The organism is Rheinheimera sediminis (assembly GCF_004005375.1).
Classification (GTDB): Bacteria; Pseudomonadota; Gammaproteobacteria; order Enterobacterales; family Alteromonadaceae; genus Pararheinheimera.
This window is the reverse complement of record NZ_RZUF01000024.1, coordinates 15,205-34,714: the sequence shown is the minus strand read 5'-3', so window position 1 is coordinate 34,714 and position 19,510 is coordinate 15,205. Positions and strand designations below refer to the sequence as shown.

The following is a 19,510-nucleotide window of genomic DNA, read 5'->3' as shown; positions in this document are numbered from 1 at the left end:
CTGTTAACGCACATTGGTGCTTTCGAAGATTTTATCCGCAGAAGCCGCAACAAAGCCACCGTACAGCTGGCCATTAGCCATTGGATAACGACGGGCAAATTCGTAGAAGCAACTTGGAATATTGCGGGTGCCATCTGTAAATGTAACAGGTGCTTCGTCCGCTAAAGTCGAAGACTGCTCCAGTAACACTTCTGGTGTGCCTTTGATTTCGCCACCTGAGGTATTTAATGGAAAACCTGCATCCTTTAAAGCCTGATTAACCGACTCTAAAGTCTCATAGTTGTTCAGTGCATTGACGCTGACCGTAAAATGATTGGCACGGTAACCCCAGACAGACATCCAGGCGGCGTATTCACTTTCCGCCAACAAAGTTTCATAGCTTGCCTGGTCAATACTCCAGTGACGGCCTGAGTAGAGAAAGTTATCTGCTGTGACGGCATCTTCTGGGATTTGATCAACCAGTTTACGTACTATGCTTTGCAACTCGGGTGAGCATTTTTCTAGCAACAATTCAGAAATAAAAACTTTTGGTAAGGTTGAGTCTTGATGTTCAAAATGTTTTGCATACAGTTTTTTCGCTTCAAAGTGGTATTCGCCACCTTCGGTATAACCTAATGCCAATAAGTGCGCAGCAAGCTTTTCCAGACCCACTTTTTCGATATTAAAAGTACGAAGTGCTATGTGATCGTTGATCACATCGTCTTGTTGCGATGAGCCTAAAATGGCGTGAATTTTTTTCGCAGAAGGAGTCACTTCCAGGTAGTTTGCCCAAAGTTGGTTAAACAGTTCTTTCACATCAGTATGCATAACGAGTCCTGCTCTGTTGATTATGGTGTTCTATCTGACAAGTGTAGCGACCTTGCCAGCTTATTATGTTGATCTGGTTCAGCTTTACAGCATTAACCCCGGGCTTAGTGTAGCGGGTAACACGACCTGATCTGCTTCAACTGAAGAGACTGGGTAAGCGCAATAGTCGGCCGCGTAATAAGCACTGGCTCTGTGGTTGCCACTGGCACCTATACCGCCAAAAGGTGCGGCGCTGGAAGCTCCGGTAATAGGTTTGTTCCAGTTGACGATACCTGCGCGGATTTGCTGGAAAAACAGCTGATAATCTTCAGCAGAATCGGCTAGTAAACCTGCAGATAAACCGTATTTGCTGTTATTTGCTTCAGCGATAGCCAGCTCAAAATCGTCGTAACGATAGACTTTTAACAGTGGGCCAAAATGTTCTTCGTCCGGAATGCCGTTTACACCTGTCACATCAAGAATACCGGGCGTGGCATAAGCACCATGAGCTTCAGGTAAAGTCAGTTCGACTAGTACTTTAGCGCCCATGTCCAGCAGCTGTTGCTGTGCTTTGGCCATGCCTTCGGCTGCTTTGGCTGAAATCATAGCGCCGTAAAAAGGTTGTTCTGTGGCAAAAGGGTCGGCAACCTTAATGTTTTTTGTGGCCTTTACCAGTTCTGCCAGAATGGCATCGCCATTGGCCGTCTTTGGCACAAAGAGGCGACGGGCACAGGTACAACGCTGGCCTGAACTTATAAAAGCCGACTGAATAATGTCATGCACTGCAGCTTTTACGTTCGCAACATCTTTGATGATCAATGGGTTATTACCACCCATTTCCAATGCCAGAATTTTACCCGGCTGACCAGCAAACTGCTGATGCAGGTAATGGCCGGTACCAGAGCTTCCGGTGAAAAATAAACCGTCTAACTGAGGATGAGCAGCCAAGGCTTTACCTGTGGCCACTTCACCTTGCAGCAAGGTCAGCACACCAGCGGGTAAACCAGCCTGTTGCCATAACTCTACTGTGTATTCTGCCACTTTAGGTGTCAGCTCTGATGGCTTAAATACCACTACGTTTCCGGCAATCAGAGCGGGGACTATATGACCATTTGGTAAATGGCCCGGGAAGTTGTAAGGACCAAATACAGCAACTACGCCATGAGGTTTATGGCGTATAAAAGCTTTAGCGCCAGGCATAGGGTTTTCTAAAGTACCGGTACGTTCTTCATGGGCCCGTTTCGATATGGCAATTTTGCCAATCATAGCCGCCACTTCAGTGCGGCTTTCCCATAAGGCTTTACCCGTTTCTTCGGCAATAGTTCGAGCCATGGTTTCGGTATTTTCTTGCAATAAGGCAGCAAATTTTTCAACCACTACCAAGCGCTCTGCAAGAGAGAGCGCTGACCAGCGATAAAAGGCCTGACGTGCGGCCAGTAAAGCCTGATGTACCTGGGCTTCATCAGCACTGTTACCTTGCCATATGACTTTACCTGTTGCCGGATTTACCGACTGAAAAGCTAAACCAAAGCCGGCTTGCCATTGACCTTCTATTAACTGCACTGCAGCTTTTGTAATTACTTGGTTCATTTCACTGCCTTTTCTAAGGAGAGGTAACGCACAAAATCGCCATTGCTGACCATCAGAGCTTCAGCTAGTTCAGGACTAATCACCAATTCGTGATTGTCATTCAGTGCTGCATTTTTGCTAAATACAGCGCGGAAATTGGCCGTATGGGTGTTACAAATGGAAAGTGTTGCGTTGCCTTCGACAGGAGCAACCAGCACTTTGACTTTATGGCTGTTACGCACTGATTTAATTTGTTTGAGCTGGCACTCAACCGTTGGGCCACCGTCAAATAAATCGACATAACCACGATGAAAAAAACCTTCGTTTTCCAAAAGTGCCAAAGCGGGTTTGGTGTTTTCATGCACTTCGCCTATGACTTGTTGCGCAGATTCAGGCAACAAGCTGACATAAATAGGGTGACGCGGCATTAAATCGGCAATAAAGCCTTTATTACCCACACCAATCATATAGTCGGCAGTAGGGAAGTCGATGCTAAAAAAGTACGACTGCAGCCATTTCCAGAAAGGCGGTAAACCAGAGTCATCGGCTACTCCGCGCATTTCTGCGATCACCATTTTAGAGAATCGCTTCGGGTGCTCGGCCATAAATAAAAATCGCACTTTGGATAAAAAGCGGCCGTTTAAGCCCTGCCGGTAGGGTTCGCGTAAAAACAGCGTACAAATCTCAGAAACGCCTGTGTAGTCATTGCACATAGTCAAAACTTCAACTTGTTTAAACACGTCTAACTCTTTGGAGTGGTGCACAACTGTACTTTTATGGAAATGATACAGCGGGTTTTCCAGGCCAACTGAGGCCTCTATACCTGAAGTACCAACGATTTCACCTGTACTGGTGTCTTCCAGTACAAAGACATAACCTTGATCGCCCATAGCCTCAACAGCAGTTGCGAAACTTTGCTCAGAACGGGCAATTTTCGCCTGCAATTTTTGATCATTGACCGGCAAAGAGGTAAAACCAGCACCCGATTCAATGGCTATTTGCATCAGGACAGGGTAATCCGATTGTCGAATAGGACGGATCAACAACATAAATTCAGTATTCCTGCTTAGTTCTTATTCTGGGTGATGTAAGTGAAAGGGAGCCCAAAAGCTCCCAATAACAGCCTCAGGCTTGTACCAATTTAGCTACAGCTTTGTCGAGACGTTTGAAACCTTCGGCAATGTCCGCTTCCGGGATCACAAGAGAAGGCGTCATACGTATAACACTGTAACCTGCGACTAACATCATCAAACCTTCGTCAGCTGCGGCCAGCATAAAATCACGGGCTTTGCCCTGATATTTGTCATTCAGCGCAGCACCTATTAACAGGCCTTTGCCACGGATGTCACTGAACACATCGTATTTAGCGTTAATAGCCCTTAAACCTTCACGGAATAACTGCTCACGTTGTTTCACACCATTTAATATTTCTGGCGTGTTGACTGTATCAAATGCAGCAATACCTACTGCACAAGCCAATGGATTACCACCGTAAGTGGAACCGTGAGTACCAACCACTAAATGCTTAGCGATAGCAGTGGTTGTCAGCATAGCACCTATAGGAAAACCGCCACCTAAAGCTTTGGCAGTAGTCAGAATGTCAGGTACCACACCTAAACCCATATAGGCATACAGTTCGCCGGTCCGGCCGACACCAGACTGCACTTCGTCAAAAATCATCAGCGCATTGTATTTTTTGCACAGTGCAGCAACGCCTTCGATAAAGCCAGGTTCAGGGCTGATGATACCGCCTTCACCTTGCAGAGGTTCAATCATAACAGCACAGGTATTATCGGAAATCAGTGCTTCTAAACTTGCCAGATTGTTGTACTCAGCATGAACTATATCAGCAGGTTTAGGACCAAAACCGTCTGAATAGGCAGGTTGGCCGCCTACTGTGACGGTGAAGAAAGTACGGCCATGAAAACCTTGTTTAAAGGCGATAATTTGGGTTTTGTGATCACCAAACTCATTTTTAGCAAAGCGGCGAGCCAGTTTTAATGCAGCTTCGTTGGCTTCAGCACCCGAGTTGGCAAAATAGACTTTTTCAGCAAAGGTAGCGTTGACCAGCTTTTGCGCAAAAATAAGAGCCGGTTCGTTGGTCATCACGTTAGATAAATGCCATAACTTGTCAGCTTGCTCTTTCAGAGCGCTGACCAGAGTCGGGTGGCAGTGCCCCAGACAATTCACGGCTATGCCGCCTGCGAAGTCGATAAACTCGCGACCTGTTTGATCCCAGACTCTTGAACCCAAACCTTTGACCGGGATCACTGCGGACGGTGCGTAGTTAGGAACCATCACTTCATCGAATAAAGATCTGTTGACTTGCATTGTTGTTCTGCCTTTATGCTTTTTGTTGATTACCCAACAGGATAGGGTAACTAAGGAATTTCTTTTATTATATTGGCCAGACTTACCAATATGCAGTAGCATTATCAACAATATTGCAGTTAATTCTGTCATTTTGATAAGGGCATTAAGCAAAGTGATAAGTTTAGAAGACGAAAAATTACTTGGCATGTTGCGTCGTAATGCCAGAGCCAGTATTTCTGATTTAGCCAGAGCGCTGAATGTATCGCGCAGCACAGTACAAAACCGTTTGCATAGGCTGGAACAAAGCGGGGTGGTAAAAGGTTATGTTCTGGAATATGGCAGTGCATTTTTAAGCCAGTTGGTATCAGCTCATGTCGCTATTAAAGTACGACAAAAACTGACCACTAAAACCAACGTTGAGCTCAAACAAATTAGTCAGATTTCTGAGTTATACGCTATCAGCGGCGAATACGATTTAATAGCCGTAGTACAGGCTCAAACGACTGAGCAATTAAGTCATATTTTAGATGAAATCGGTAATTTAGACGGGGTAGAGCGCACTAACTCTTCAGTTATTTTGGAGACTAAATTCAAAAGATAAGGGTTAAAAATGCAATACTCAGGTCTGACCAGAATGAAATGATCGTCATTTAACAACACTTTACCCAATGTGAGGTTGCCGCTTTAGTCAGACCTGTTATGATCGGCAGCAATTTGAGCCAGCAGGCTTGTTTTGAGAGATCCCCATGAGTACGAAACAACCTCTTTATACCTCCTATGCAGGTCCAGCTTTATTAGAAACTCCGTTGTTGAATAAAGGCAGCGCCTTCACCAAAGAAGAGCGTATTGCTTTTAACCTGATTGGTTTATTGCCTCCACGTTACGAAACTATTGAACAGCAACTGGCGCGTGCTTATATGCAATACTCCAGCTTTGCTGAGCCAATCAATAAACATATTTATCTGCGTGCTATTCACGATAAAAACGAAACCTTGTTTTATCGTCTGGTGAAAGAGCACTTGGAAGAAATGATCCCTGTGATTTATACGCCAACAGTAGGGGACGCCTGTGAGCGTTTCTCCGCAATTTACCGCAGCGCCCGTGGTATTTTTGTGTCATACAGTGAACGTGAGCATATGGATGACATACTGCGCAGCGTTACCAAGAAAAAAGTAAAAGTCATAGTAGTCACAGATGGCGAACGTGTACTGGGTTTAGGCGACCAGGGCGTTGGCGGTATGGGTATTTCCATCGGTAAGTTGTCTTTGTATACAGCCTGCGGTGGTATCAGTCCGGCTTATACCTTACCTGTGATGCTGGATGTGGGTACTAACAACGAAAAACTGCTGAATGACCCCGTGTATATGGGTTCAAAACATAAGCGTATTACCGGCGAAGAATACGATGCATTTATTGATCAGTTTATGAAAGCAGTCAAACGTCGTTGGCCAGAAGCTTTGGTCCAGTTCGAAGACTTTGCGCAGCCAAATGCTATGCCTATTTTAAAACGGTATCGTGACGAGTATTGCTGCTTTAACGATGACATTCAGGGCACCGCGGCTGTGACCGTAGGTTCTTTGTTGGCCGCCTGTCACAGTAAAGGTGTAAAACTGTCGTCTCAGAAAGTTGTTTTTGTCGGTGCAGGTTCTGCTGGTTGTGGTATAGCAGAACAAGTGATAAGTCAGATGAAAACTGAAGGTTTGGATGATGCGACAGCTCGTAAACAAGTTTATATGGTTGATCGTTTTGGTTTGTTAACTGACGGTATGGTTGATTTACGGGATTTCCAACAAGCTTTAGTGCAGCAAAAACCAGATTTGACAGACTGGGCTTATAGTGGCGAATACGCTTCTTTATTAGATGTAATGAATTGCGCCAAGCCTGATATCTTAATTGGGGTATCTGGACAGCCTGGTTTGTTTACTGAGCAAGTGATCACAGCGATGAAAAAACACTGTGAATTGCCAATTATTTTCCCGTTGAGTAATCCATCAAAGCAAGTAGAAGCGACGCCAGAACAGGTGATCAAGTGGACTGACGGCAAAGTGATTATCGCAACTGGCAGCCCATTTAAACCTGTTGTTTATAAAGGAAAAAGCTACCATATAGCTCAGTGCAATAACTCTTATATTTTCCCGGGCATTGGTTTGGGAGTTGTCGCAGTGAAGGCAAACCGCATAAGTGACGAGATGTTGCGTATTGCCAGTGAAACTTTAGCTTCAGCCTCACCTTTGGCCAATACTGGTCAAGGCTCCTTGTTGCCGGCCTTGTCAGAATTGTCGGAGTTAAGCAAAAAAATCGCTTTTGAAGTGGCGAAGATTGCTCAAAAACAAGGTTTAGCTCTTGAAATTAGTGACGATGAATTGTTGCAAAAAATCGAACGCAATTTCTGGAAACCAGAATATCGTGACTATAAACGAGTAAGCGGCCATTAAGGCTCCGACATCCTTAGGGCGAAAAATCTAGAACTAGTTGGTTTAATCAGTTCACTATAAATTAAACCAACTTTTTTCTTTTCAGCTAGTTATGCTTTACTACTACAACTCAGTGATGCATAGATTCAGCGTAAGGTCGTTGTAAATAATCAGAGTTTCGTTTTTCACAGCTATTTGCAGGATCTTTTGATTTTAGTGCTATAGCTTTGCGATTTTACAGATAGTGATACGGCTGTATTGTCTGTTTTTATTTTAGTGTGCGCTATATCGCATAATGTAAGTATTACGTTTAAAATCAACGGCTTAGTGAAAGCTTGCTGCAAGGTTTGGTTGTGGTTTTGAGAAGCGGAAAAGCAAAGGCGGTGGAAGCGGGGTATTTTAGGGAGCTAATTTCTAAACCTGTTTCAAATTGAAACAAGAGTGCACTATTACTGTAGTGCACTCTGCGAGGCTCAGAGCCAGAGCGAAAAACAAGTTATCTACTATCTTCATTCTGAATTTTGGTTGCTATGGACTTCAACTGATTTTCCAGACTTAGATAATCTAAATTTTTCTGAGTTTCTAGAAGATCAGTAATAAATTTATTTACAGAAATAGACTGTTTAGTTATTGCATCCAAAACAGGCTTCATCGACTCAGCATTTTTTATAAGAATTTCATTTAACGTAGGTTCATTCATAAATTTCACTCCAAGTAAGTTTCTAAAAAAGTATACATGAAGATAATTTAGGGAAAACGTTTTGTTTAAAAAAGAAAAAGTCCAAAAATTGGACTTTTATGTTTTGCAGAGGGAAGGCTTTGCCTTCAGGCGGGACTAGCGTCCCTTGGTTACCGCTTCGCTGCATGGCCTTCGGCCATAAAAGCATGCAGGATCAGCAGCGGGAGCCTTTTCCCCGAAGGGGCCCCTTTTCCCGCCGCTGCTCCAGCCTTAGTTTATTGCTCCTGTCACTGGTGCGGTTGCGGCCGTCACTCCGGTGGAGTCCAGAGCGCCGTTGCTGCTGATCTGAGGATTGTCGCAAATAACATAGTTTTGATACTCCTCAAATCGGATACGGACCACACAGTCAGACAAAATCAACACTTGATAACCGGACATCATTAAATCCACCGAATCAACCTCGTTCACAGGCTGACCATTCACAGCAACTGTAAAAAACGCTTTTTTCTCGTTCTGGTCACGATAGACCCCCGCGATATGCAAGCTCACGTTCTTCAGAGGATGGTCAGCATCCGAACTAAATTCCTTTTTCTTTGGCTGCGATTTAGGCGCAATAACTTGAACTGGTTGAGGGGTAGGGTTGACTTGGGGTGTAATTTGCTGCTGTGGTTGCTCCTGCTTCGTTTTTTGAACTGTTTTAGGCTGATTCTGTTCCCCAAATTTTGCAACTGAAGCAACAAGGATGAATAAACCGACCGGAACGAAGATACAACCGGCGATCACTTTCTTCTGCTTCCACCATGGTTTTATGTCCTGAGTCAGCGCTTCTTCAACTTTAGCTGCGTTGGTTTTTGTGTGGCTTTTGTAGAACTCAAAGACCCAAGGCTCATACTCACGCTCGTAAGTATTAACCACCTCAGAATTGCTGTAACCGCCTTGGCAGACTTTCATGATATAGGCGTCAGTGCGACCCAGCGCTGTTTTTTTAATGCAGCGATAGTTGATTTCAATCATGGCAAGAATGTCGCGGTGGATTTTGCGGAAATCCTGAGAAATTAAGTAAATATCAAACACGTAATGGCGGTGCATGGACAGAAGTTCGAGCAACTCTTTTTCAGTGGCGCCAGATGGCATCACCAAGTGGCATTCATCCACGAAAAAAGCAGGACCTTGGCCCTTGTCGTTTTGCCATCCTTCAAACTGCAAAAAATGCTTAGCTTTAGAAAACGGACGGTCTGTATCACCGAAATTATGAAACTTACCATCGACCAGAACCACCAGCTCGGCGGCTTGATGGCCTAGAGTGTGTTTGATGTGTTCAATGTTCAGCGGTAGGTTAGTGACTACCTTTCGACCTTCTTTTAACACAGGGATAATGTGATTTTTTACTGCTTCATAACTTTTGCCACCACCAGGGCGGCCAGAGATGCCGAATATCATTAGCTGCCCAGCCTTGTGAATGGAATGATTTGAAGTAAAAGACGAATACTGATCCCTGTAATTACCATACCCATGGCTTCAGTAAATCCGATGGCTACTATCCACGCCAACACATCAGGGCCGAGAAACGTCATGTAATCGCCCAGATTGAGAGTTTCCATCGTCAACGCGATACCATCCAGAGCCGTCTGACCCACAATAAAAAAGCCCTCTAAAATCAACAGCAAAACGTCATAAATTAAGACGCCAACAGTGGCAACAGCTGCATAAAAAATATCATAAAGCCAGTTACCAAAATCAATCAAAAACTGGGGCATATTAAGCACCTCCGAAAACTAAACGTTGACAGTAAAAACCTGCGGTAATCAGTAAGCAGATGCGAATAAATGCAATGACGTACGGGGGAACAGTGAAACTGTGGCAACCGTACTGAGCGAACCCCATATCGAAGCACAGCTCAAAAGGTTGCAAGCCGCTATTGCCGCCGATATTCGGGATTAATGAGTGTAGATATTCGTTCATGACTGAAAGCTCAAAGGCGACTTTGCGCGCTTCCCATAATCCGGCTACACCGTCAGGATAACTTGATTCAACCCAGCTGGCAGCTTTCCAGCACTCTTTACCTTGACAGGTTGAAGGACCAGATTTTTGGCCTGTGCCTGAAGCTAAAGATTCAGATAAATCGTTAATACCATCAGCAATGGTATCTAGTTTGTTATTTGTTTCTGTTAAGTCAGAACCTGAGCCTGAACCTGTACCAGCAGCAAGGGTTTCGTTAATAACATCAAGCTTGTCGATAACTACGCCAAGAGACTGATCTACATAATCGACGCCTTGAATAACGGAACGGACGCCCTGAGAAATTTCCTGAGAAGCGTCGGCAACAGTTTGTAAATTTTGCTTATCAACAGCAGAGAACGAGCCGCCGTCATCAGAGCCACCGCCGCCGCCGTCATCACATGGTGGTTCCATCATTCCGCCGCATGGTTCACATGGTGGTTCAAAGATGCCGCCACAAGCCGGAGGTGGTTCGTCGTCTCTTAACAGGTTAGAAATTTCAGACATTGATACAGTCAAATCAAAAACATCATTTTTGAGATTATCAAGCCTGTCGCGGTTTTGTTGAGTAACCGTATAAGCATTGCTTGAAACAAAAGTATTTGTACTTAGCTCAGAAAGGATTTCTTGCTCGCGGATTTCGCTTTGTTGTTCGGCAGTTGCAATGAAGTTCAGATTATTTGAAAAATTAGCCAACTCTTCGTCGATGCCATCGAGCTTGCTAAACAAGAGAAATTCATCAACAGGCTTATTATTGGCTATTGCGGTTAATATTTCGTTTGTGCTGGCTGTCTCGTTACGAGCAGTTTGCAAATGTTGGGCATCAAGCCTGTTCAAAATATTGGTATGAAAATAAGAAACATTGTTAGAAAGTGAGCCAACAGCAGACCGAATTTCCCAAGAACGCGCATTAATTGCGTTTAACAACTCGAACTTTGAATTCCTTACATTGTTATTTAAAGCAAAATATGAAACGCCGTTGTCGTTGACCATATTGTAAATATTGTCCAGAACGTTCTGAGACAAAATACGTTGATTCACTAATTCATTTTGAATTTGTACCAGCGCGTTAGCTGCATTCGGATCGCGAAGTTCGCCCGGAGTGACAGCAACCGGATCAATGGTCGGTAACTCTGGCGGAACGTCGAATTCGTGGGGAGGTTCTTCATCAGGCGGTTGAATTGGTGATTCTGTATCGTCACTTGCAATACCACCTGTAAACACATAAGGGCCGCCTGAGTAAGTAGTACCATTGTCAGACAATGCACAAATCTGATCGCCTAGTTGTACCAATTCACAGCGAACGCCGGATATAGTCCACGAGCTTAAAACTGGACAAGTTGAAGATCCAAATTCGAGTAAATTAATCGTATCGCCAGCGCGGGCCGTACATTCGTCAGAAGCAAAAGATTTTATTGATAAAAAAAGCCCCGCGATAAGCAGGGCTAGTTGAACAAGTTTTCTGGCCATGAATGCCCCTTAAATCTTGTTGAATCGGTCCACCATAATGGCGGTGCATAAAGCCCCCATAAACGCCGCAACGGTGTAGATGAGGGCAGCAATTAAGCCGCCCAGCATCAGTTTGTTACGCCTTACGGATAACGCGCTTGGCTACATCACCGCCTTTGAAAATCATGTGATAACCGATAATCAAAACGATAGCGCCCAAAGCGAAAGCCGAAACGCTGGTTAAATCCACAGCTGCAAAAATATCTGCCATTTTTAATTTCCTTACATTCTACGAATTACATTGCCAGCAACTGAACCCACGTAAGGTAAAAACCAAAACGTTAGAACAGCTGTGACGCCAAAACCGAAAGCTAACGCGAAGTTTTCGGGTGTTACTTCAACCGTCTGGTAATTGCGAATATCGGCGGCTGGGGTAAGCCACAGGCCGCTGCACATATCCACAGTTTCAGTGGTCAAAATTAAAGAGCCGTCCTGCTGAGGTGAGGCACATTGTGCGTTTACAAATGAGGACACGAAAAACAGCAGGGCGGCTAAAATTTTCATTAGGCGGCCTGCTCTTTTTTAGGTTGAGCGCCTTGACCGAACATCTGCATGGCCGATTCTGTAACGTAACGAGTTACACCGCTTGAACCCTGATAAGTGCTGACATAGATGGGCAATGATATTTGGGTGTCCACCATTGGAGCGATCAGAGTTAAAAAACCTTTGGTTGCGAGGTCTTTGGATACCGTAAGCTCGGTAATCATTTCACTTGTCGTACCAAACTTAGTTGGTATTTCGCGCATCATGCCGAGCACGTACTGTGTGTACGGCTTTTTTTCTTTATCTAACTTTTGTTCTTCACGAAAGCCCAGATAAATGCCTGTGTGACAGTCACCTGTAAACGTTGGTATATGTACTAATTCAGCCATGTTAGTTGCCTCAGCTTGCTATTTTCAGCATTGGGTTTAAGCGCTTCACTTGGTCGCGCAAAGGTTGGGGTTCCTGCCAGTTCTCCGGCAGCTGGGTATTGAAATCGATGTTAATCAGTCGAACCAGAGGAACCACGTTATTCACTTCTGCGGTTAGGTTCTGAAGCTGGGCGCGACTTAATCCAGCGGTTTTTAAGTCAGCCAAATGGCGGCTAAACGTCGCCCTGTCCATATCGCGATAAACCTTCTCAAAGCCGAGGGTTTTCAGGGCAATATAGAAATTAAACAACTTGGACGCCTTGGTGTAAGTACGGCCTCCGGTTTTGCTTTCGCGGTAAAAATGAGTTTTTAACGATTCCTGGATTGCTTCATCGTTGTGTAGGTGCATTTGTGCGCCCTCAAAAGATTTGAAAACGTCCTGCCAGCTTTTTTGCCAGAGGTGCTTTAATAGCGTTGGTTCGGCCTTTGCCTTAGTCATAAAATCAAAAACGTGGACGGGTAAGCCGTTATCAAATAACCACGGTCCAAATAAACGGGATTCAAAACGAATTGCGCCTTCAGCCATTTTCTGAACATCTGGCTGGTTTAATGCGGCTAGTTGACGCATCAGGCAATCTGTCAGCACTTTGTCGCCGAAAGACTTTTTAAGCTTCTTTTGTACTTCTTTAATAGAATTCATCAGCTCAGGGGTTTTCAGGTAGGCTTTGAGCTGCTTACGGCGGCTATTGCGCTTATTTTTGCCAGTACCTTTGCCCCAGTAAACCGTTGATAAGTAATCGTCTGAGGTTTTGTTTTTGGTTTGGCCAGCACTGACGTTTTTCAGAACCTGAAGCACCTGTAAGGCTGTGCTGTCATTGGTGATCCTTGCTGTATACGTCACATCAATGTAATCAATGTTTGCCGTGGTCCAATCCAAAAATTCAGACAGGTGTGGCATGGCCATCATGAAAGCTTCCAGCACTGCAAAGAGGCAGAGTTCAGCATCATCAGAGCCATAAACGTTGTGACCCTGCAAAAGCTTGGCAGGATTGCCACAGATCCGGATGTAGGGATATTTCACAAAGTCAGTGCCGTCCACAAACAAAAAAGCGAGGCTTGCAAAGCTGCTTGGAATGGACTCAAAACGATGGTTCAAACGGCTTACTTCTGCGTTGCCGTCAAGGTCAAAATCAATCTGGCCAGAGTAGGAGAGACCAAGCTTTCCTTTTAGGGATGGAAGCAAAATAGAACTGTCGGACATCTCTTTGACAAACTCAGACTTGAACATGACGGAGATGGCAGCAAAATCAATCATTGTCTGGCCTGTAAGTTACACACCCAATCACCAACGGCAGGCGAAAAAATACTGGAATTTTTACATCCGCTTGCCCCATCAAAATTTGTTTTAAAGCAAATGGTACAAAGCGAACAACCAGCCAAAGGTTCACTAGCATGCACGATTGAAAATAGGTTTTCTTTTGTAGGTAAAAAGCTGAAATCTAATGAGTTTTGCGTTAAAAACCGTTCTAGGGTTAAGTAGTGTTTTGGCGCATCAACTGCTATATTTGCCGTCACAGGCGTATCGTCTTTGCTTTCGACGGTTTTTAGCTGCAAATACAGCTCATAATGTGAGTGACTAGAGCGGAAAGAATCGCTTTTTGCCAAGACCAATTTGAACTTGGCGCCTTTTTCCTTGAGCTGAATTACGTCCTGTAGGTTCATGTTTTTATACCTTACTTATCTACAGATTCTGTGGATAAGTCGATAGACATAAGATGGTCAAAAATTGAATCGGCAGTCATCATAAGAATGCGGATTTCATAAACGGTTAAGTCGTTGAAGTTGATAGCGTGAGAAAATAAGTGAGATTTCATTACATCAAACAGAATGTCTTGATAATGACCATTTGCGGTATCAATACCAAAGATAAAACGGAAACAGTCCAGCATTTGCACGGTAGTCTGTGGAATGGTGTCAGATAACTGGTCTGATGAAGTAGGACGAGCCTCAACAGGCTCTACGGCGGCAACCGAAAAGGTTTTTTCCCGCTGAGACTCTAAAAACTGAGCGCGAACTTCTTTCGTAACCATTTTGTGGTCAAAGAACACATAAAAGAGCGCGTCGTTTGGATTGTCTGAAAAAGATACACAATGACCGTCAACAGTGACAGAGTACCACTCAGGACGAAAGGCGGAGTTATACACATTTGCGCCGCACTGCATCAGATTGAACAGGGCTTTCGCTGAACTGGTAGCCGAGTAAACGATTTCTTGCAGTTGGTCTAAAGTGAGTCTGTTCATTGGTTGCCGCCTTTGAATTTGATTTAACAATTTGTTGGCATCTTTGCCAACTTCAGAAACAGATTAGTTGGCAAACTTGCCAACGTCAAGAGGTTTTTATGAGCTTTAGCAGAGAACTTTTAGAATTGGCAAAAAAGAAACTGGAATTAACGAAAGATGCCCAGTTGTTAGAGCTGATCCCAAATATGGAAAAAGGAACTTTGTCTAAAATAAAATCAGGAAACAGAGACCTAACAGACGCTCAAGCCCTCGCTATTGCTGAACATTGCGGGTTTAACACAGAGTGGGTTTTAGTGAGTTTGGCAGCAGATACCACCAAATCGGAGGCAGTGAAAAGCGTCTGGTCAACCCTTGCAAAAAAGCTCCTAACGGGCGCTCTGATGTTATGCGTCCTGAAGATCTCTGGGAGTTACTTAGTGCCAGATTTAGGTAAACATAGATTTTTGGCCCGTTCGCGCTTATTCGCATAATGATTATTATGTTAAATTAGGTGCTAGATGGCTACAGTGATGCATGCTTTCAGCACGACTATTTAGTCTTTCCTTTTGAAGGATAACCACCTGTAAGTTAATTGAAACACATAATTGTTTACAATTTGTCATAAAATAATGCTGGAGTCTGAAGTTATCTGCTCTAAGATAGTGATTAGTTATTAATAAGGAAGTGAATCCATGAAACCAGTTACTTACATATTTTTATCGGCAGCTATAGCGATCAGTTCAGCTTATGCCAGCACTGCTAGCTCTGAAGTTCTTACAATTTCTGGTACTGAATATGAGACTGATCTTCATAAAGCTCTCTATCAGGTGAAAGAACGTCAGTATTCAGATGCTTTTCCTACGTTGTTAAAATATGCCAAATATGGCGATAAATACGCTCAAAATATTGTTGGCTCTTATTTTATTGAAGGATTGGGTACGGAAGAAAATGTATTTGAAGGTTTAGTTTGGCTAGGCGTTGCTTTAGAACAGCGGGAATCCAAGTGGAAAAACAATTATGAGGCGTTAACTGCTAACCTGACTGCTGAGCAGAAAAAAGCTGTTGAGCAAAAAACAGAAGAATACAAGGCAAAGTATGGTTCTCAGGCGCAATTTGTGTCATGCAGAATGCAACAAGAGAAAACCGGCTCTAACCTGAGAGTGCATCGCTGTCACAAAATTAAAGACACGAGCGACCAAGTGAAGGTACGTGTTTATAGTGAGGAATAAGCTGAGTTGACAGAAGAATTCAATGTCTAAGCTGACTTGATTCCGACTTGAAGCACCCGGTCCTGATCGTCAATTTGTCGCACGGTCAGGACTAATTGATCCAGCTGGACCTGATCACCAATCACAACGCGCCTGTGAAATTTTTCTGAGATATAGTCTGACAATGTCTGAGTGGGTTCTTGGTTTTCTGCAAATTGAATACTATAAAAAGCGTCCAATTCCCTCAAAGTAATTGCACCATTGAGTACAAAATCACCAAAGAAATCCAATTTATCGATAGAGCTTTGCTCGGCACTGGTCGATACTTTGTCACTGATTGTTTTGACGTCTTTTGCTTTACTTAATACCAGAAGTACGTCGTGAAGCCTGAAGCTCGCAGCTTGTTCTGGCTTTAACCACTCACCATTGCGTACCACACCTAAGTAACTTACATCTGATGATATGTTTAATAGCGACCATTCGCTGTCAATAACAGGAGACCCTGTACCAACGTTAAAGGACAGCACTTGCAACAAATCATGACTGTCGACGCTATCCAGTGTCATGGAGTGATCAGGGCCAGGCTCGGGTGGTACTTCAAGTTTCAGCCAGCGTGCGACCGGTGCTATAGACCAGCCTTGAATAAGCAAGGATACAATCACCACAAAAAATGCCACGTTAAAGTACAAATCTTTATTTGGTACGCCAGCTAACCATGGGAATAACGCCAGAATAATAGGTACTGCACCACGAAGCCCTACCCAGCTGATAAAGACCTGATCTTTTTTTGGGAAATGAAATGGCACCAAGCTTAAAAACACAGCTATGGGCCGGGCGATAAAAATCATCACCAATGCCAATATCAGCGCAGGAATTGCATATTCCATCAGCTTGCTTGGCGTTACCAATAAGCCCAGCATCAAAAACATAATGATTTGACTAAGCCAGGCTAAACCGTCGTGCATACGTAAAATCTGCTGAATTTGGGGTAAACGGGCGTTGCCTATTAAAAAGCCCATTAAATACACAGCCAGAAAGCCGCTGCCACCGAATCTGTTAGTTAAACCATAGATCAGTAAAGCATAAGAGACGGCCAGTAAAGGAAAAAACGCAGCGCTTAATGGCAGTTTACGGCACAAAAAAACAAAGAAGCGCCCTGCTCCATAACCTACTGCAGCTCCCACTATGGCCTGCTGGAAGAATACGGTCGACAAAGACCAGTTCAATTCACTTTGACCAGCTAACACCCCGACCAGAGTAAAGGTCAGCATCACCGCCATTGGATCGTTACTACCCGACTCTATTTCCAATGTGGATGCGACCCGCTCTTTAATGTTTAAGCCAGCAGACTGGAAGATAGAAAACACCGCAGCAGCGTCAGTTGAGCTTAGTATAGCGCCCAACAGTAAGCCTTCGAGCAAGGTCAAATTAAACAGATAGGATGCTGCAACCCCTAAAATGCCGCAAGTAAGTACCACACCTAAAGTGGCCAATACGGCTGAAGGCGCTAAGACCACACGAACCCTGTCCGGATGAGTGCGCATACCACCATCAAACAGAATGATGACGAGCGCAATAGAGCCAATCAGCAGAGCAACATCAGGATTACTGAACTTAATGCCCAACAAACCGTCTTCACCGGCCAGCATGCCAATAACAAGGAAAATTAATAATAATGGCGCGCCTAAGCGCGCCGAGATCAGAGTAGCAACGATACTGGAGAAAAACAGAGCCCCTGCAACCAGGATTGTTAAATTTACTGCCTCCAAATAAAAGCTCCTTTTTTCTTAATGCGCGGGGTAAATCTCCCGGTAAATTTGCTGTAAAGCGGATAACGGATCGGCAGCTTTGGTTATTGGGCGCCCTATCACCATATAGTCTACACCAGCCTTTAACGCATCTGCTGGAGTCATCACTCTTTTCTGATCGTCAGCAGTGGCAAAAGATGGCCGGATCCCTGGTGTCACTAAGCAGAATTCTTTACCAAATTGCTGTTTTAATTCAACAGCTTCTTGTGCAGAACAAACCACGCCATCAAGTCCGGATTTATCAACCAACCCTGCCAGTCTAAGTACTTGCTGTTGTGGCGTTAGATTAATACCCAGCTCCACTAAATCACTTTGCTCCATACTGGTCAATACGGTCACCGCGATCAGCAGCGGTTTTTCTTTGCCAAAGCTTTCTAAAGCTTCACGGGCGGCAATCATCATACGGCTGCCACCGGATGCATGTACGTTCACCATCCATACACCTAAATCGGCAGAGGCTTTAACGGCTTTGGCTACTGTATTTGGAATATCGTGAAATTTCAGGTCTAAAAATACATCAAACTGCCGCTGATGCAGCTCTTTGACAAAATCAGGACCAAAGTGGGTAAACATCTCTTTGCCTACTTTTAAACGGCACAAAGCCGGATCAAGTTGGCTGACTAAATTCAGAGCTGCGGATTTTTGTTCAAAGTCTAATGCGACCACTATAGGACTGGTGTTATTCATCAGGTTCTCTTCTTTGTCAGATCAGCGACCGTCTATACCGGTCATTGGCTCTACCGTTTCCCACTGTTGGCAAGACGGACAAAGCCAGTAAGGTTGTTTAGTTTTAAAACCACAATTGCGGCAATGATACAGCACTTTGGTATCCAGATAAGCCTGCACCATTTGTTCAATTTCAGCCAGATGCGGCTCAGACGGGTCTTGCAACCGTCTGATTTGAATAAACTTTAAGAATAAGCGGATATTTGGCTGTTGCCTTAATTTCTCCGTCAGCAAATTTTCAGCCTGCTGTAGGTTTTCGCCTTGCGCATAAAACTCTGCCAGTTTTGCCGTCGCGCTAATGTTTTTATGTTTGCGGCTTAGTTCCGTCAGAACTGTTTGCCACTCTGCTTGTTCTGGTGTTGTCTGCTGTACTAAAGGCAACAACTCAGCAGCCCATTGCGGTCTTTGTAGCAGTATGGCCAGCAGCAGCTCTCGGGCTTCAGCAAATTCTTCTTCGGCAATCAGCTTTTTGGCCAGCTCATATTTAGGCCGCAGGGATACCGGATAACGTTGGATCAACTGGCGGTACACATCGTTTGGAGCCGGTTCTTTACGCCAGGCTTCACAGCTAAAATTCGCCACACCTATGCGCAAGGAACGGGAATCTGTTTGCTCCACTACAGCACGGAAATCCATGGCTTTTTGCCATTCGTGTGTTGCTGTAAATAAACTAAAGAGTTGTTTTAAAACAGCTTCGCGAATGCTTTCAGCCTGAACCAGAGCACTGAGTAAAGGTTCAGCCCTGTCGTATAAACCGGCGCTAAAGTAATCTTTGGCCAGCTCAAATTGTATTTTTTGCGCCTGTTGTTTTGGCAGTTTTAACTGATGTAATTTTTCATGAATACGAATGGCTTTATCCCAGTCACCACGGCGACGGAACAGGTTGGCTAATGCCAGATAGGTATCAATAGTAGCGGCTTCCACATCAAGCAATTGCAGTAATTGCTCAATAGCTTTGTCTTCCTGATCAGTCAGCAGGAAATTGAGGCCAGAGGATAAGTTTTTAGCGACAGAAGCCCTGCCCTTAAGCTCTTTTTGTTTTTCGCTGTTTCGTCCCATAAACCAGCCGTAAGCGGCGGCGACGGGAAGTAACAGAAATAACAGTTCCAGCATAGGAGTCAGGTTTTATCTGAATATTTAGCAAACCAACCTTTGGTTTTTGCCTTCAGTATAAAGGCCATAGAGAGGCTCAGGCCAAGCAGAAAACCAGAGACTAAAAACAGAGCAGCGATATCCACCACTCTGAGTTCTGTTTTTGCAATAATATAATTAAATTCAGCAACCTGCTGATTGAGGGAACCCAGAATAAGCCCGAAAACAATCAGGGCAATTATAAAGACAACGTAAAAAAATCTGGTCAAAACTCCATC

Annotated in this window: 22 protein-coding genes; 4 read left to right on the top strand and 18 right to left on the bottom strand. The window is 44.2% G+C overall.

Features of this window, described 5'->3' with window-relative positions; all coding sequences use genetic code 11:
- Positions 1 to 3 precede the first annotated feature (3 nt).
- From EMM73_RS16110 to EMM73_RS16095, 4 genes are all read right to left on the bottom strand, one after another.
- Positions 4 to 807, bottom strand: coding sequence for a DUF1338 domain-containing protein (locus tag EMM73_RS16110; protein ID WP_127687831.1), 804 nt, complete (start codon positions 805 to 807; stop codon positions 4 to 6).
- Positions 808 to 891: 84 nt separating this feature from the next.
- A complete protein-coding gene (gene astD, locus EMM73_RS16105; protein ID WP_127687830.1) occupies positions 892 to 2,376 on the bottom strand; it encodes a succinylglutamate-semialdehyde dehydrogenase in 1,485 nt (494 codons plus the stop codon).
- The gene (gene astA, locus EMM73_RS16100; protein ID WP_127687829.1) at positions 2,373 to 3,404 is read right to left on the bottom strand and encodes an arginine N-succinyltransferase; all 1,032 of its coding nucleotides are present in this window, start codon (positions 3,402 to 3,404) and stop codon (positions 2,373 to 2,375) included. Before astA ends, astD begins: the two co-directional genes overlap by 4 nt.
- A gap of 76 nt (positions 3,405 to 3,480) precedes the next feature.
- Positions 3,481 to 4,686: an aspartate aminotransferase family protein gene (locus EMM73_RS16095; protein ID WP_127687828.1), complete on the bottom strand. Its 1,206-nt coding sequence runs from the start codon at positions 4,684 to 4,686 to the stop codon at positions 3,481 to 3,483.
- Between the two features lie 154 nt (positions 4,687 to 4,840).
- On the opposite strand from EMM73_RS16095, the gene EMM73_RS16090 reads away from it, so the two are divergent.
- Positions 4,841 to 5,269, top strand: a complete 429-nt coding sequence (locus tag EMM73_RS16090) for an Lrp/AsnC family transcriptional regulator (protein WP_127687827.1) — start codon at positions 4,841 to 4,843, stop codon at positions 5,267 to 5,269.
- A gap of 145 nt (positions 5,270 to 5,414) precedes the next feature.
- Positions 5,415 to 7,103, top strand: a complete 1,689-nt coding sequence (locus tag EMM73_RS16085; protein ID WP_127687826.1) for an NAD-dependent malic enzyme — start codon at positions 5,415 to 5,417, stop codon at positions 7,101 to 7,103.
- Positions 7,104 to 7,578: 475 nt separating this feature from the next.
- Here the strand turns inward: EMM73_RS16085 and EMM73_RS16080 are convergent, their stop codons facing one another.
- The 10 genes from EMM73_RS16080 to EMM73_RS16040 all read right to left on the bottom strand — a co-directional run bounded on the left by EMM73_RS16080 (position 7,579) and on the right by EMM73_RS16040 (position 14,419).
- The gene (locus tag EMM73_RS16080; protein ID WP_127687825.1) at positions 7,579 to 7,782 is read right to left on the bottom strand and encodes a hypothetical protein; all 204 of its coding nucleotides are present in this window, start codon (positions 7,780 to 7,782) and stop codon (positions 7,579 to 7,581) included.
- 249 nt (positions 7,783 to 8,031) lie between these two features.
- On the bottom strand, positions 8,032 to 9,201 hold the full coding sequence (locus EMM73_RS16075; protein WP_127687824.1) for a zonular occludens toxin domain-containing protein: 1,170 nt from the start codon (positions 9,199 to 9,201) through the stop codon (positions 8,032 to 8,034).
- On the bottom strand, positions 9,201 to 9,518 hold the full coding sequence (locus EMM73_RS16070) for a DUF2523 family protein (RefSeq protein ID WP_127687823.1): 318 nt from the start codon (positions 9,516 to 9,518) through the stop codon (positions 9,201 to 9,203). The genes EMM73_RS16075 and EMM73_RS16070 overlap by 1 nt, the downstream gene beginning before the upstream one ends.
- A 1-nt stretch (position 9,519) precedes the next feature.
- Positions 9,520 to 11,229 carry a hypothetical protein gene (locus EMM73_RS16065; RefSeq protein WP_127687822.1) on the bottom strand — a complete coding sequence of 570 codons (1,710 nt, stop codon included), beginning with the start codon at positions 11,227 to 11,229 and terminating at the stop codon, positions 9,520 to 9,522.
- A gap of 115 nt (positions 11,230 to 11,344) precedes the next feature.
- Positions 11,345 to 11,479, bottom strand: coding sequence for a hypothetical protein (locus tag EMM73_RS20405; protein ID WP_261373468.1), 135 nt, complete (start codon positions 11,477 to 11,479; stop codon positions 11,345 to 11,347).
- An 11-nt stretch (positions 11,480 to 11,490) separates the two neighbouring features.
- Positions 11,491 to 11,772, bottom strand: coding sequence for a hypothetical protein (locus EMM73_RS16060; RefSeq protein WP_127687821.1), 282 nt, complete (start codon positions 11,770 to 11,772; stop codon positions 11,491 to 11,493).
- Positions 11,772 to 12,140 carry a hypothetical protein gene (locus tag EMM73_RS16055; RefSeq protein WP_127687820.1) on the bottom strand — a complete coding sequence of 123 codons (369 nt, stop codon included), beginning with the start codon at positions 12,138 to 12,140 and terminating at the stop codon, positions 11,772 to 11,774. The genes EMM73_RS16060 and EMM73_RS16055 overlap by 1 nt, the downstream gene beginning before the upstream one ends.
- A gap of 10 nt (positions 12,141 to 12,150) precedes the next feature.
- The gene (locus EMM73_RS16050; protein WP_127687819.1) at positions 12,151 to 13,434 is read right to left on the bottom strand and encodes a phage/plasmid replication protein, II/X family; all 1,284 of its coding nucleotides are present in this window, start codon (positions 13,432 to 13,434) and stop codon (positions 12,151 to 12,153) included.
- Positions 13,431 to 13,841, bottom strand: coding sequence for a hypothetical protein (locus EMM73_RS16045; protein ID WP_127687818.1), 411 nt, complete (start codon positions 13,839 to 13,841; stop codon positions 13,431 to 13,433). Before EMM73_RS16045 ends, EMM73_RS16050 begins: the two co-directional genes overlap by 4 nt.
- A gap of 11 nt (positions 13,842 to 13,852) precedes the next feature.
- Positions 13,853 to 14,419 (bottom strand): hypothetical protein, encoded by a 567-nt coding sequence (locus EMM73_RS16040; protein ID WP_127687817.1) that lies wholly within the window; start codon positions 14,417 to 14,419, stop codon positions 13,853 to 13,855.
- Positions 14,420 to 14,517: 98 nt separating this feature from the next.
- On the opposite strand from EMM73_RS16040, the gene EMM73_RS16035 reads away from it, so the two are divergent.
- Both EMM73_RS16035 and EMM73_RS16030 read left to right on the top strand, forming a co-directional pair.
- Positions 14,518 to 14,889: a DUF3693 domain-containing protein gene (locus EMM73_RS16035; RefSeq protein ID WP_127687816.1), complete on the top strand. Its 372-nt coding sequence runs from the start codon at positions 14,518 to 14,520 to the stop codon at positions 14,887 to 14,889.
- 201 nt (positions 14,890 to 15,090) lie between these two features.
- Complete coding sequence (locus tag EMM73_RS16030; protein WP_127687815.1) at positions 15,091 to 15,627, top strand: hypothetical protein; 537 nt, start codon at positions 15,091 to 15,093, stop codon at positions 15,625 to 15,627.
- A gap of 26 nt (positions 15,628 to 15,653) precedes the next feature.
- Here the strand turns inward: EMM73_RS16030 and EMM73_RS16025 are convergent, their stop codons facing one another.
- From EMM73_RS16025 to EMM73_RS16010, 4 genes are read right to left on the bottom strand one after another with little or no spacing between them, the layout of a single operon-like run.
- The gene (locus tag EMM73_RS16025) at positions 15,654 to 17,375 is read right to left on the bottom strand and encodes a potassium/proton antiporter (RefSeq protein WP_127687814.1); all 1,722 of its coding nucleotides are present in this window, start codon (positions 17,373 to 17,375) and stop codon (positions 15,654 to 15,656) included.
- A gap of 18 nt (positions 17,376 to 17,393) precedes the next feature.
- Positions 17,394 to 18,101: an orotidine-5'-phosphate decarboxylase gene (gene pyrF, locus EMM73_RS16020; protein ID WP_127687813.1), complete on the bottom strand. Its 708-nt coding sequence runs from the start codon at positions 18,099 to 18,101 to the stop codon at positions 17,394 to 17,396.
- Between the two features lie 21 nt (positions 18,102 to 18,122).
- On the bottom strand, positions 18,123 to 19,199 hold the full coding sequence (locus EMM73_RS16015) for an N-acetylglucosaminyl transferase (protein WP_261373467.1): 1,077 nt from the start codon (positions 19,197 to 19,199) through the stop codon (positions 18,123 to 18,125).
- Between the two features lie 59 nt (positions 19,200 to 19,258).
- Complete coding sequence (locus EMM73_RS16010; protein ID WP_127687811.1) at positions 19,259 to 19,501, bottom strand: LapA family protein; 243 nt, start codon at positions 19,499 to 19,501, stop codon at positions 19,259 to 19,261.
- Between the last annotated feature and the right edge of the window lie 9 nt (positions 19,502 to 19,510).